This window comes from Streptomyces sp. NPDC088554 (assembly GCF_044752945.1).
In the GTDB taxonomy this organism is placed as follows: domain Bacteria; phylum Actinomycetota; class Actinomycetes; order Streptomycetales; family Streptomycetaceae; genus Streptomyces.
Genome location: NZ_JBIVMF010000011.1, coordinates 45356 through 58394, shown reverse-complemented (window position 1 = coordinate 58394; position 13039 = coordinate 45356). Strand labels below are relative to the sequence as shown.

The 13039-nt window shown below is 68.9% G+C and carries 9 protein-coding genes, 1 tRNA gene and 1 pseudogene; 5 read left to right on the top strand and 6 right to left on the bottom strand.

Features of this window, described 5'->3' with window-relative positions:
• Positions 1–22: 22 nt before the first annotated feature.
• From ACIP8W_RS14865 to ACIP8W_RS14855, 3 genes are all read right to left on the bottom strand, one after another.
• Positions 23–1324, bottom strand: a complete 1302-nt coding sequence (locus ACIP8W_RS14865) for a nitrate/nitrite transporter (protein WP_401955059.1) — start codon at positions 1322–1324, stop codon at positions 23–25.
• Positions 1321–2004 (bottom strand): GntR family transcriptional regulator, encoded by a 684-nt coding sequence (locus ACIP8W_RS14860; RefSeq protein WP_401955057.1) that lies wholly within the window; start codon positions 2002–2004, stop codon positions 1321–1323. The genes ACIP8W_RS14865 and ACIP8W_RS14860 overlap by 4 nt, the downstream gene beginning before the upstream one ends.
• Positions 2005–3091: 1087 nt before the next feature.
• The gene (locus ACIP8W_RS14855; RefSeq protein WP_402149138.1) at positions 3092–3913 is read right to left on the bottom strand and encodes a class I SAM-dependent methyltransferase; all 822 of its coding nucleotides are present in this window, start codon (positions 3911–3913) and stop codon (positions 3092–3094) included.
• A 361-nt stretch (positions 3914–4274) separates the two neighbouring features.
• Between ACIP8W_RS14855 and ACIP8W_RS14850 the strand changes: the two genes are divergently transcribed.
• Positions 4275–5285 (top strand): tyrosine-type recombinase/integrase, encoded by a 1011-nt coding sequence (locus tag ACIP8W_RS14850; protein ID WP_402203336.1) that lies wholly within the window; start codon positions 4275–4277, stop codon positions 5283–5285.
• A 146-nt stretch (positions 5286–5431) separates the two neighbouring features.
• On the opposite strand, the gene ACIP8W_RS14845 is transcribed toward ACIP8W_RS14850, so the two are convergent.
• Together ACIP8W_RS14845 and ACIP8W_RS14840 are read right to left on the bottom strand one after the other, a co-directional pair.
• A tRNA-Ser gene (locus tag ACIP8W_RS14845) sits at positions 5432–5518 on the bottom strand.
• A 150-nt stretch (positions 5519–5668) separates the two neighbouring features.
• Positions 5669–5983 (bottom strand): hypothetical protein, encoded by a 315-nt coding sequence (locus ACIP8W_RS14840; RefSeq protein WP_401955056.1) that lies wholly within the window; start codon positions 5981–5983, stop codon positions 5669–5671.
• A 539-nt stretch (positions 5984–6522) separates the two neighbouring features.
• On the opposite strand from ACIP8W_RS14840, the gene ACIP8W_RS14835 reads away from it, so the two are divergent.
• Entirely contained in the window at positions 6523–7911 is a 1389-nt protein-coding gene (locus ACIP8W_RS14835; RefSeq protein WP_402203328.1) for a cation:dicarboxylate symporter family transporter, read from the top strand.
• 99 nt (positions 7912–8010) lie between these two features.
• Here ACIP8W_RS14835 and ACIP8W_RS14830 read toward each other — a convergent pair whose 3' ends face one another.
• The gene (locus tag ACIP8W_RS14830; RefSeq protein ID WP_402203210.1) at positions 8011–9522 is read right to left on the bottom strand and encodes a S1C family serine protease; all 1512 of its coding nucleotides are present in this window, start codon (positions 9520–9522) and stop codon (positions 8011–8013) included.
• 248 nt (positions 9523–9770) lie between these two features.
• Here ACIP8W_RS14830 and ACIP8W_RS14825 point away from each other — a divergent pair, with 248 nt between their 5' ends.
• The 3 genes and pseudogenes from ACIP8W_RS14825 to ACIP8W_RS14815 all read left to right on the top strand — a co-directional run bounded on the left by ACIP8W_RS14825 (position 9771) and on the right by ACIP8W_RS14815 (position 12815).
• Positions 9771–10631 carry a glycerophosphodiester phosphodiesterase gene (locus ACIP8W_RS14825; protein WP_401955327.1) on the top strand — a complete coding sequence of 287 codons (861 nt, stop codon included), beginning with the start codon at positions 9771–9773 and terminating at the stop codon, positions 10629–10631.
• A gap of 150 nt (positions 10632–10781) precedes the next feature.
• Positions 10782–11393, top strand: a pseudogene (locus ACIP8W_RS14820) (ATP-binding protein); the annotation flags it as partial.
• Between the two features lie 447 nt (positions 11394–11840).
• Positions 11841–12815 carry a DUF5926 family protein gene (locus ACIP8W_RS14815; RefSeq protein ID WP_401955052.1) on the top strand — a complete coding sequence of 325 codons (975 nt, stop codon included), beginning with the start codon at positions 11841–11843 and terminating at the stop codon, positions 12813–12815.
• The last annotated feature ends 224 nt before the right edge of the window (positions 12816–13039 follow it).

Genomic DNA, 13039 nt, shown 5'->3' with positions numbered 1-13039 from the left:
GGCTGTACGGAAACGTGACGGGCTACACGGGAACGTGCACGGCCTCCACACGGCTGGCCACCAGCCGGTCCCGCTCCCGGCGGGCGGTGCGGTTGCGCAGGCGCAGGATCTGCGCGACGCCGACGGCCTGGAGGACGAAGAGGCACGAGAAGGCGATCCGGTAGTTGTCACCGGTGAGGTCCAGCAGCACTCCGACGACGAACAGTGTCGTCATGGTGGCCGTGAAACCACCCATGTTGACGATTCCGGAGGCCGTTCCCTGACGCTCGGGCGGGTTCGCGGGCCGGGCGAAGTCGAAGCCGATCATCGAGGCGGGCCCGCAGGAACCGAGGACCACGCAGAGGGTGACCAGCAGCCACAGGGGCGCGTGGTCGCCGGGGTACAGGAGCGTGGCCGCCCAGAGCAGCGCGGTCGCCGCCACGGTGCCGAGGACGAGCGGGGCCCTGGCCGCGTGGTGGCGGGCGATGACCTGCCCGTACACCAGTCCGACGACCATATTGGAGAGCACGATCAGGGTGAGCAGCTCGCCCGCGTCTCCACGGGACATCCCCTGCGCCTCGACGAGATAGGGCATGCCCCAGAGGAGCAGGAAGAACAGCGCGGGGAACTGCGTCGTGAAGTGCACCCACATCCCGAGCCGGGTGCCGGGTTCCCGCCAGGACGCGGCGATCTGCTTGCGTACGTACGCGGCGCCCGCGTGCTCGGCGGGCGGCGGCTCGTACCCCTCGGGATGGTCCTTGAGGAAGAGCACCAGCAGTACGAGAACGACCACGCCGGCCAGCGCGCTCCCGGCGAAGGTCGCGGTCCAGCCGAGGCCGTGCAGGGTACGGGAGATGAAGATGGTGGAGACGAGGTTGCCCGCCACCCCGAACAACCCGGCGATCTGTGTGATCATCGGCCCGCGCCGGGCCGGGAACCAACGGGCGCCGAGCCGCAGGACGCTGATGAACGTCATCGCGTCCCCGCAGCCGAGCAGGGCGCGGGAGGCGAGAGCCGTACCGTACGAGGGCGAGAAGGCGAAGCCCAGCTGCCCGAGGGTGAACAGCACCACGCCGAAGGTGAGCACCTTCTTGGTGCCGAACCGGTCGACCAGGAGGCCGACGGGTATCTGCATGCCCGCGTACACGAGCAGCTGGAGTATCGAGAACGTCGACAGCGCCGAGGCGTTGATCCCGAACCGGTCGGCGGCGTCGAGACCGGCGACGCCCAGGCTCGTACGGAAGATGACGGCGACGAAGTAGACGGCGACGCCGATGCCCCAGACCCAGGCGGCCCGCCGGCCGCCGGGCGGATCGCCGGGCAGGGTGACGGAGACGGAACTCACCGGGCCTCACCCCTGACCAGCACCTTGACCCGGCTGACATGGCGGCGCACACACGCGGCGGCACCCTCCGCGTCACCCGCTCTGATGGCTTCGAGCATCTCGGCGTGCTCGGTGACATTGGCGGCGATCCGGTCGGGATGCGCCTCCATCACGGCGACGCCCATCCGCAACTGCCGGTCCCGCAGCTGGTCGTACAGCTTGGACAGGATCTGATTGCCCGCGTTCCGCACGATCTCCGCGTGGAAACACCGGTCCGACACGGCCACCGCCGCCAGATCCCCGTCCTCGGCCCGCGCCCGCTGCTCCTCCAGCAACTCCTCCAGCCGCGCGATCAACCGCCCGGACGCCGGCACGGCCTTCCGCACGGCGAACTCCTCCACCAGCAACCGCGTCTCGACCACATCCGCGATCTCCTGCGCGGACACCGCCAGCACCAGCGCGCCCTTCTTGGGGTAGAGCTTGATCAGCCCCTCGACCTCCAACTTCAGCAACGCCTCCCGCACCGGAGTACGCGACACCCCCACCGCCTCCGCCAACTCCCCCTCGGTCAACAGGGTGCCGCCCTCATAACGGCGATCGAGGACGGCTTCCTTGATATGGCTGTAGACACGCTCAGCGGCGGGCGGTTGCTTCACGGGAACGGAGACGGGACCAGCGGGAACGACAGGCGCGGAAGGCATGCGCACAGCATAGATACAACAGAGGTGCAACAGAACCCCCGTCCGGGATACGGACACCCCACCCCACCCCCACACCGGAGGGCGCGCCCCCCGAACCGGGAAACGCGCCCTCCGACCTGCACCTACGCTGACCTGCTGCGGTGGGTGTGGGATTTGAACCCACGGTGACATCGCTGCCACGACGGTTTTCAAGAGAGTGCTGCGGTACGCACCTTCACCGTGGCTGACCTGCTCGTTCCCTGCTCCCGGGATCCAGCAGCGCCTCCGGCGGTCCACACCTGGTCCACTGGTCGATTAGAAGCGCGAGTCAGGTGCTGACACAGGGGTGACGCCGGAGCGGTCCAACGCACCCACGCTTTGACCTGGCTCAAGCTCGGTTGAGCGTGGCGGGTCTCCGCGCCATGCGCGCCGCGCAGCGTGCCACGAGTCGAAGACTCCAGGCAGTTGATCAAGCAGGCCCTTGGCGGCAAACAGCGCCACGCTGGCCACACCTGAGCCAGCTAAGAACCCAAAGCGTGAGGGTTGCCTAGCTGTCCACGAACCAGCCCAACAGACGGCGCGAATCCTCACTTCAATCACCGAAGAAGAGGCAGAAAACGTCGCCAACCTATACTTTGCAACGCGTCTGCTAGCTAAACCTGCTGTCGATATTCCGAAGTTTCTCGTCGCACTACGTCGACATGAAGGGGAGAGCAGTCACTGGTACGCACACAGTTTCATTGGCGCACTCGTGGGCAAGGACGAGTGGCCGGGGAGTACCAGATCAGACCTGGCCGACGTCCTGCGAGCACTACGCGCAGCCACGCTGAAGGACGACGCCGACAAACTCGCTGAGGCTATCGGAATGCACTCACGGCCGAGAGTCGCACTGGCAACCGCCGGAGAATTCTCTACCGATTTCCTCGGCGATCGAGAACTTATCTTGTATTCGACACACAAAGGTGGACCGAAGCGACTATTGCAGTTGATTGCCCGCCTGAGAGAAGAAGAGATCCCAGGCATCGACCCACGCGAAGAACTGGAATCTCTACTGACATCCGCGCCCCAGGCTAAGTGTGCAGAATTCACCGGCTTTTGTACGCGGGTTCTACCGCCGTGTTCCTTGGCATACGAGTATGCCGCCCAGGCAAGTGACGCGGAAAGCGCCCTCTGCCCGAATGGTCTCGTTGACCCGCTCCCGCGCGCGCTCGATCGTCTCCCGGAACGGAACGCCCATCTTGTCGGCCCAGGCTTCGTAGGAGGCCAAGTGCGCGACGACCGGTTCAGCGTCGGTCACCTCGATCACTCCTGGCAGGGGGATCGTACGGATCTCGCTGAAGACCGTACCGAGGATCGCGGGCGCCTCCTCCAGGGTGAAGCGAGCAGAGAGCTGCACTCGGGCCGGGCCCTCCTGGATGCCCAGCACATCGCCCGCGGCCCGGCGCCAAAGGTGCTCCAGTTCCCGCTTGTCGGTCTGACTGTTCGTGGAGACGATCGCGATGCCGCCGGGTGCCAGTACGCGGCCCAACTCCCTTACAGCCTGGACCTGGTCCTCGACGTGGTACAGCATGTGCAGCGCAAGAACCGCACCGAGGGCTCCATCCGCAATGGGCAACTGTTGGACGTCCGCGACGACCGCTCCGGGGATGGTGCCGAGGATGCCGTGAGAGACGTCCATGGGCAGCACGTTCAGGTCGGGACGGTCCTCCCGAACCCGGGCGACGAACTTCCCGTTACCGCAACCCACGTCAGCGACCACACCGCGTACGTCGGCCAGTTCGTTCACGACGATGCCCGGAAGGTCGTGCCTCGGGGTCTGCCATTGGTAGAGGGACTGACGGGCGGCCAGGTGCTGACCCGTGCCGTACGCCTTGGTGGAAAGAAGGCTGCGATCGGTCACCAGATGATCATGCGTGGGCTGGGCGGTCATCGGGGCTCCGTAGGATTGCTGGCCAGAGCGGGCCGGACGGTCACCTCGTGAATGTGCGCGCGGAGATCGACTGCCGACTGTGCGCCACGGTACGGCTCGCTTCCGAGGAGCGCGGCCAGATTGCGAAGCCTGATGGTGATACTCGCCGTATATCCCTCGGCGCCGAACACCTCCGAGAGCTTCGCACCGACTCCCTCGACGTCACCGCGGGCAAGGTAGGCCGTGGCCAGGTCCAGATGGGCGGCGGCACTACCGAGTTGGCCCGGCCGCCGCCGCGAAGCACCGGGCCAGCATCGCGGAGAGTCTGACCATCGCGACGCTGGCGCTCTGCCCGGACGGCAGGGGTCGGCCTGAAACGGAGTTGCTACGGCGGGCGCTCTATCAGTGGGCCTTCAACGCCGGTCGGCACACGGCCGAGCCGCCGGACAGTGAAGCGCGGGCGCTGGCGTGGGTGGAGAAGTACGCCCCGGCCATCGTGGACCTCGACAGCGCGAAGGTGATGCGTACGGTCCTCGACGAACTCGCTAAGAAGAAGGACGGCAAACCGGCCGCGCCGAACACGATCCGGCGACGGCGAGCCGTCTTCAGCAACTGCCTGCGCCTGGCCGTGGAGAACGAGTTGCTGCCGAGCAATCCCCTGCAACGCGTGCATTGGGAAGTACCCAAAGCCGTGGGAGAGCTGGACGAACAGAGCGTCGCCACACCGGGCCAAGCAAGCGCGCTCCTCAAGGCCGTACGCGAACAGGGGCCGCGCGGGGAACGCCTGGCAGCGTTCTTCGGGTGCATGTACTACGGCGCCATGCGGCCGGAAGAGGTCTCCGTGCTCAGCCTCGACCAGTGCACCCTTCCCGAGACCGGATGGGGCCGCCTGAACCTGTCCGGCGCCCGTCCGCAGGTGGGTTCCGGGTGGACCGACGACGGGAAGCCGTACGAGGAACGAGGACTCAAGCACCGCGCCCGGCGGACCGTACGCCCCGTACCGATCCCGCCCGTGCTGGTACAGATGCTGCGCGAGCACATCGAGCAGTTCGGTACGGGCGACGACGGTCGTCTGTTCGCCGCCGTCCGTGGCGGCCCCATCCGATCACAGGAGTACGGGGCCGTGTGGAAAGAGGCACGGCGGCGCGCGCTCACCCCTGCCCAGGTGGCTTCATCGCTCGCTGACGTGCCGTACGCCCTGCGGCACGCGTGCGTGTCCTTCTGGCTGCGGTCCGGGGTGAGCCTCGCGGAGACCGCCCGCCGGGCCGGACAGAGCATCGCTGTACTCCAGCGCTACTACGCGAAGGTCCTGGACGGTGAGGAGGACCGGATGAACGAGCTGATCGACCAGGGCTTTGCCGACCAGGCGAAGGGCGGGCAACCGGCCCCATGACCCTGCCGCATCCTGGCCACAGCTTGGCCACACGCACTGGTCAACAGTGGGATATCAGCGGGACAGGGTGAGACAGGCCCAAGCGCGGAAGGGGTGCCCCACGACCCGGGGCACCCCTTCTGACCTGCACACACTCTGACCTGCTGCGGTGGGTGTGGGATTTGAACCCACGGTGACATCGCTGCCACGACGGTTTTCAAGACCGTTCCCTTAGGCCGCTCGGGCAACCCACCCAACGCCCCGCCCGCCAGCGGCGGAGCGGCTACAGCCTACCGGGCCCGCGCGTCGGGCGGGGGCGGGCCCGGGTTGTCATGCCGGGCGTTCGGGAAGATCCGCCCGGCGAGGGCACCGGATGGGCGAGCGGTCCGGTGCCCCTCCCGGCACTAGACGTCGCGCTTGGGCATGCAGGACACCTGGGCGTAGTACACCCACTGCTTGTCCACGGTGCTCCAGGCGCCCAGGACGCTCCGGCCCGACGGGTAACCGTCCTGGCGGCGGCACTCGGCCTCCACGCGCGGAATGTCGGCCGACGCCTGGTCCTGGTTGTAACGGATGGGCCCATTGACCCGCCACGGCTCGGCGGCCTGCGCGGGCGCGGTCGCGAGACCCGCCAGCACGGCGGCGCCGAGCCCGACCACTGCACCCCCTCTGGCCAGCCGTCCCTTCCATGTGGCGTTCGTGGCAATCCTGGCGGTCATAGCGTGTCTCCGTTTCGATTGGGCGCCATGTGGCAGCACACAGGGACCTTACCCGGACGAAGAGGACAACTGTTCGTAGCGCCACATGCTGAGCTCCTCGAGAACCAACTACCGATCGCAGTGGCCGAGGCGCGCCGCCGAAGCACGAGGGATCACGTCACGACGACTCCAGGACCGCCCCCGCGGGCCGCCCGGGCAACCCACCCACCCGGGCACGGGCACGGGCGCCACACGAGGGGCACGGTCCACCCGCCGCGTCCGCCGACTCATCCGCGGACATCCGGGCTTTGATGCACCGACCGCTCGGCACCTCAGCGCCATTTGACGGTGGCCGGGCACGAACCCCGACAGGACACCTCGCCCCCTTGGGCCATTTTGTCCCGGTTCACCGCTTGACGTAACAGCGCAGCGCATGTTCGTAACACCGATCACACGTGGCCGAATCCGGGCGCCCTCAGAGTGCTCATTGCGGAAGGAGAATTCCGTATGGCAGAAGACCCCGTGGGAGACGTCTCGTGCTGATACGCCGTGCAGGCAGGTTGCTGCGTACCTCGCTGTTCACTCAGGTAGCCGTCGCGCTGCTGCTCGGAGTTCTCGTGGGGAAAATGTGGCCGGATGTCGGCACCTCCGTGCAGTGGATCAGTGACGGATTCATCCGGCTGATCAAGACGATGATCGCACCACTGGTCTTCTGCGTCGTCGTCACCGGTATCGCGAAGGCCGGGGACATGAAGGCGTTCGGGCGGATCGGCGTCAAGGCGCTGATCTGGTTCGAGGTCGCCAGCACGCTCGCCCTGGTCCTCGGGCTGGTCGCGGCCAACCTGACGTCGCCCGGGGCCGGCATGAACGTCGATCCCTCCACACTGAACCCCGACGCCATCGACGCCAAGACCGGCGGCGGCGAACTCGCGTCCACCTCGGGCTTCATCCTGGAGTCCCTGCCCACCAGCTTCGTCGGCGCCTTCGCCGACAACGCCATCCTCCAGGTGCTGGTCCTGGCCTGTATGACCGGCGCCGCCCTGCTCCACCTCGGCCCCAAGGTGCCCGCGATCCTGCCCGCCGTCGAGCAGGCGGAGGCGGTCGTCTTCACCCTCGTGCGGTACGTGATGCGGCTGGCCCCGCTCGCCGTCTTCGGCGCCTCGGCGAGCCTGATCGGACAGTACGGTCTGAAGGTCATCACCACGTACGGAAAGCTGATCCTGGTCTGCTACGCCGTCGGTCTGCTCTTCCTCGGCCTGCTCGCGATCGTCCTGCGTCTGCTCACCGGAATCAGCCTCTGGCAGTTCGTCCGCTACACCCGGGCCGAACTGCTGCTCGCGCTCGGCACCGCCTCCAGCGAGAGCGTGATGCCGCGCATGATGGACAAGCTCCGCAAGGCGGGCTGCCGGGACGACGCGGTGGGGCTCGTCCTGCCCACCGGCTACTCCTTCAACCTCGACGGCGCGTCCATCTACCTCTCCATCGGCACACTGTTCATCGCCCAGGCCGTCGGCGTCGATCTGAGCCTGAGCCAGCAGGTCACGGTCGTCCTGGTGCTGATGCTCACCAGCAAGGGAATGGCCGGAGTGCCCGGTTCCGCCTTCCTCGCCCTGTCCGCCACCGCCTCGTCGCTCGGCGTCATCCCGGCGGGCGCGGTCGCGCTGCTGCTCGGGGCCGACCGGATCATGGATTCGATGCGCGTCGTCGTGAACCTGCTCGGCAACTGCGTCGCCGTGTTCGTGGTCTCCCGCTGGGAGGGCGCCTTCGACCAGTCCGTCGCCCGCCGCGTCATGAGCGCCCCTGACGACTCCGCCCTCGTCGACTCCGCCCCGGTCAACTCCGCCCCGGTCGACTCCGTACCCGCGGAAACCGCCCCCGCTTCTGACCACGGCAAGAGCGACAACAAGAGCGACAGCCCCGTCAAGTCCGGTACTTCCGTCAGTAGTTGAACCTTCGGTACGTACGGGAGCGGGGCACCGGAATCGTCTCCGGTGCCCCGCTCCCGTTCCCGTACGTACCGACAATCAGTCGATCGGCTGATCAGCCGATCAGCTGTCGCCCTTGCGCTCCCCGAGCGTCACCTCGACCGTCGACTCCTTGCCGTCGCGCTTGTAGGTGATGCTCACCTTGTCGCCCGGCTTGTGGGTCCAGATCTGGCCGATCAGCGTGGGGCCGCTGTCGATCGGCGTACCGTTGAAGCCGGTGATGACATCGCCCGCCTTCAGACCGGCCTTCGCCGCCGGGCCGTTCGGGGAGACCGCCGAGGAGCCGCCCTCGCCCTGGGCCGAGATGGTCGCGCCGTCGCCGCCCTCGGCCATCGTGACCGTCGCGCCGATCAGCGGGTAGACCGGCTGACCGGTCTTGATGAGCTGCTCGGCCACGTTCTTCGCCTGGTTGATCGGAATGGCGAAGCCGAGACCGATCGAGCCCGCCTGCGACTGGCTCAGACCGCCGCTGCCCGCCGACTGGATCGCCGAGTTGATCCCGATGACCGCGCCCCGGGAGTCCAGCAGCGGGCCGCCGGAGTTGCCCGGGTTGATGGACGCGTCCGTCTGGAGGGCGCTCATGTACGAGTTGCTGGAACCGCTGCCGTCGCCCGAGGCCACCGGGCGGTTCTTGGCGCTGATGATGCCCGTGGTGACCGTATTGGACAGGCCGAACGGCGCGCCGATCGCGATCGTCGTGTCCCCGACCGCGACCTGCTCCGAGTTGGCGAGCGGGAGGGGCGTGAGCCCGGACGGCGCGTTCTTCAGCTTGATCACCGCGACGTCGTAGCCCTGGGCGCGCCCTATGACCTCGGCGGCGTACTTCTTGCCGTTCGAGAAGGTCGCCGTGAGGTCGCCGCCGTCGGCCGCGGAGGCCACGACGTGGTTGTTGGTGAGGATGTGGCCCTGCTTGTCGTAGACGAAGCCGGTGCCCGTACCCCCCTCGCCGTCGCCGCCCTTCGCCTCGATGGTGACGACGCTGGGCAGCGACTTGGCCGCCACCGAGGCGACCGTACCGGCGTCGCGCTTGACGTCCTTCGGGGCGTCGGCCGCGGAGACGGTCGTCGAACCGATCGAGCCGTTGTCGTTGTTCTCCGCCGCCCAGTAGCCGATTCCGCCGCCGACACCGCCCGCGACCAGCGCGGCCACCAGCACGGCGGTGATCAGGCCGCCCTGGCGCTTACGGGGCGGTCCGGGCTCGTGCCCCGGCACGGGCGCGCCCCAGACGGGACCGCCCCCGCCGTTCCCGTACGCCGCTCCGTACGAAGGCTGTACGGGCGGGGGCGGCGGCCACCCGCCCTCGGCGGCCTGCTGCACGGGCTGCGGCTGTCCGGCGTAGGCGGGTGCGGGGGCGGCGGGCGCGGGCGTCTCGGGTACGGCGGGGCCGGCCGCCGCGGGTGCGGGGGCGGCGGGCGCGGGCGTCTCGGGTACGGCGGGGCCGGCCGCCGCGGGCGCGGGTGCGACAGGGGTGGCAGGTGCGACGGGTGCGACCGGTGCGTCCCCAGGAGTGGCATCCGGCACAGGAGGTACGGACGGGGCGGCGGGGACCGCGTTGCCCTCGTTCTCGGTGCTCACAGGCTCTTTCTCCTCAGGTTCCACATCAATCGGCATCAGTCGGCATCACTCAGCTTTTCCCACAGCACGTCAGGCCACTGTAAGCAAGACCTGTGTATCTGCCCGCCATTCTTTATTACGGACATAACGCCTCACCCGAGCCGACCGGCCGGGCGGTCGGCCACGGAACATCCACTGTTCACACATGTGCCCCGTCACGATGACACCATGGCGGTGTGACTCAAGCACGACAAGCGCGGCAGCGGAACATGCGGAACATCCAGGTCATCGCCCACCGCGGAGCGTCGGAGGACGCCCCCGAGCACACTCTGGCGGCCTACACCAAAGCCATCGAGGACGGCGCGGACGCACTTGAGTGCGATGTACGACTCACCGCGGACGGCCATCTCGTCTGCGTCCACGACCGCCGGGTGAACCGCACCTCCAATGGACGCGGCGCCGTCTCCGCCCTGGAACTGGCCGATCTCGCGACGCTGGACTTCGGCTCCTGGAAGGACAGCGAGGAGAGTCCCGACTGGCGGGACGCCGGTCTCACCTCCGTACTGACGCTGGAGCGGCTGCTCGAACTGGTCGCCGACGCCGGCAGGCCCGTACAGCTGGCCATCGAGACCAAGCACCCCACACGCTGGGCCGGGCAGGTGGAGGAGCGACTGCTGCACCTGCTGAAGCGTTTCGGCCTGGACAGCCCGGGGGCTGGTACGGAAGCCCGGGGGGCGGGTACGGAAGCGGGGGCCGGGGCGGCGTGGGCCGGGGCCGGGGAGGCGTGGCCGGGTGGGTCCGCCGTACGGATCATGAGCTTCTCCGCACGCTCGCTGCACCGGATCGCCGCCGCCGCGCCCGAACTGCCGATCGTCTATCTGATGCAGTTCGTCTCGCCCCGGCTGCGCGACGGCCGATTGCCCGCAGGCGCGCGGATCGCTGGGCCCGGAATGCGGATCGTCCGCAACCACCCCGGATACATCGCGCGGCTCCACCGGGCGGGTCACCGTGTCCACGTCTGGACGGTCAACGAGCCGGAGGACGTCGAACTCTGCGTCCAGCTGGGCGTGGACGCGATCATCACCAACCGGCCCAAACAGGTCTTGTCCCAGCTCGGCCGCCCCTCCTGACACCGCGTAACCATCGCCCTCCTCTCGCTCGATCATCGTTCGCACACATTTCGAACACGGGCCAATCACAGTCCATTCACAGCCCTGTGCGGTCGTATTGATGTGACAGGGAGTGCACCGGCGCGTTCACTCCCTCCCGCACCACGACAAGTGCGTCAATGGCCTTCCCCCGGCCGGTTTCCGGCCCGATCCATTGGGGCATCCACACCGTGGCGTGGGGCAAAGGAGGTCTCGGGGGTGGCGTTCGTGGTGGCACAGAAAGTGCCGACGTCGTCGTGCATGGCCGTTCCCCATGGCCCTGCCGGCGTAGGGAAAGCGCGGCATCGGATGCGCGAGCAGCTGAGCCGCAGCGGGGTCTCGGACTCGGTGGTGGACGATGCCGTGCTGATCCTTTCCGAGCTGCTCAGCAATGCCTGCCGACACGGCAGACCGCTGGGGCGCGCGGAGATCGGGGACGGCGATGTCCGCGCCGCCTGGCGCGTCGACAAGGCGGGCCGGCTGACGGTCGAGGTGACGGACGGTGGCGGGCCGACCCGCCCGATCCCGGCCACACCCTCCGTCACGGCCAGAGGCGGTCGCGGGCTCAACATCATCACGTCCCTCGCCCAGGACTGGGGTGTACGGGACGGCGCGGCCGGTGAGGTCACGGTGTGGGCGGTCGTCACGGAAGGGCACCGCCGCGACGATTTCGCTACGCGCGTCACCGGCCCCGGGATCGAAGGGCTCGGCGGCCTGGGCGCGTTGGATGAATTGGACGAATTGGACGGGCTGGGAGAGTTGGGAGAACTCAGGGGGCTGGGAGAGCTGGGAGAGGGTCTGGGAGAGCTGGAAGGCTTCGGCGGTCTGGAGGAGCTGGGCCGGCTGGGCTTCCGGGACACCTACGGCAACACGGACCGGCCGGCCGACCACTGACGGGCCGCGTCGACCAGCCGCTCGACGACCGGCCGCTCGACGACCGGCTGACAGGTCCGGATGCGCGCCGTCGCACGGTCGGCCCGGATGCGCGGGATGGACGGTCGGGGGGCGGTCGGGTCACCCGCGACGGTACGAAGCGACCGCGCCGGATCCCCGGCCCCGGCCCGGAGCCCCCTGCCCCCGGGCCCCGGGCGCCCATCGCAGGCACCCGGGCCGTGATGGGCGCGGTGCGCGCCGGAAGGGGCACTAGGCTCGCGCCGACACCGCATCGCCGCTACCGGGAGAAAGCCACACATGGCCAAGAAGCGCCCCCAGACGAAGGCCGCGAAGCCCGCGCGCGCCCAGCTCGACGACGGACCGGTCCCGGTGGTGGGGCCCCGCGAGCCCTGCCCGTGCCATTCGGGCCGTCGCTACAAGGCATGTCACGGCCGGGCCGCCGCGCACGCCGTGACCGAGTTGGTCCAGCGCCCCTTCGAGGGCCTGGCCGGCGAGTGCGACTGGGTCGCGCTGCGCGAGCTGGTGCCCGCCGCCACCGCCGTACTGACCCTGAAGGACGGGCTGCCCGAGGGTGTGCCGTCCGTCACCCTCGCGACTGTCCTGCCGATGGCCTGGCCCGCGCTGCGGCGCGACGACGGTTCCGTACTGCTCGCGCTCCAGAACGACACGTCTTCCGGCGATCTGAGCCGCGATCTCGCCGATACGCTCCGGCGTGCGCTGGCCGCCGAGCCGGGCAATCCGGTGGCCGCGCACCGGGTGGAGGCGGACGGTCCGCGCCTTCAGGACCTGCTCGACCCGGAGGCCGCCTTCACGCCGGTCGTCCACCCCGGATTCGAGTTCTGGGTGCCGGACGCGGAGAACGCCTCGGCCGAGGTGACCGCCTCGCTGGAGCGCGCCAACGCCGCCGCGATCCCGACCGCCCTGCTCTCCGGCTCGGACGCCGCGTACTGGTGCGAGACGCCGGAGAAGAACCACCTGCGCTGGGTCATGCCGTACCCCGAGGAGAAGCTGCTCGACGCGCTCGCGCGGCTGCACGCGGCGGGTACGTCGAGCCTCGGCGAGGGCACCCGGCTGGTGGGTTCCTTCCGGGCGCACGGGCTCACCGTGCCGGTGTGGGACCTGCCGAGCGCGATGGGCGCGGAGGAGTGCGAGAAGCCCGCGGCGGAGTTCGCCGAGCGGCTGGCCGCGGCACTCGCCGACGACGCGCCGCTGACCGGCGAGGAGCGCCGGGCGCGCGGCGGTCTCACCAATCGTCAGGTGACACTGAGCTGAGTGTGTTCCGGTCCCCGGGGTTCCTCGGCGACCGGTGACACCTGTCACACCGTGTCCGGCCGAGCACTGCCCCCGGGTAATTCATTGTCCGAATACCCCGGATCGAATTTGCTAACGGCCGATCTCTTGTTACGGTTCTAAGAAGCCCGGTCGCTGGTGCATCCCCCGTCGCCAGCGATCGGGCGTTCGCGTTCCCGAACGTGGGCGCTCGCCCTGCCCGTACG

Excerpts from the sequence above, each read along its gene's own strand:
- ACIP8W_RS14860 (WP_401955057.1), bottom strand. The coding sequence starts at position 2,004 with ATGCCTTCCGCGCCTGTCGTTCCCGCTGGTCCCGTCTCCGTTCCCGTG.
- ACIP8W_RS14855 (WP_402149138.1), bottom strand. The coding sequence starts at position 3,913 with ATGACCGCCCAGCCCACGCATGATCATCTGGTGACCGATCGCAGCCTT.
- ACIP8W_RS14840 (WP_401955056.1), bottom strand. The coding sequence starts at position 5,983 with ATGACCGCCAGGATTGCCACGAACGCCACATGGAAGGGACGGCTGGCC.
- ACIP8W_RS14825 (WP_401955327.1), top strand. The coding sequence starts at position 9,771 with ATGCGGAACATCCAGGTCATCGCCCACCGCGGAGCGTCGGAGGACGCC.
- ACIP8W_RS14815 (WP_401955052.1), top strand. The coding sequence starts at position 11,841 with ATGGCCAAGAAGCGCCCCCAGACGAAGGCCGCGAAGCCCGCGCGCGCC.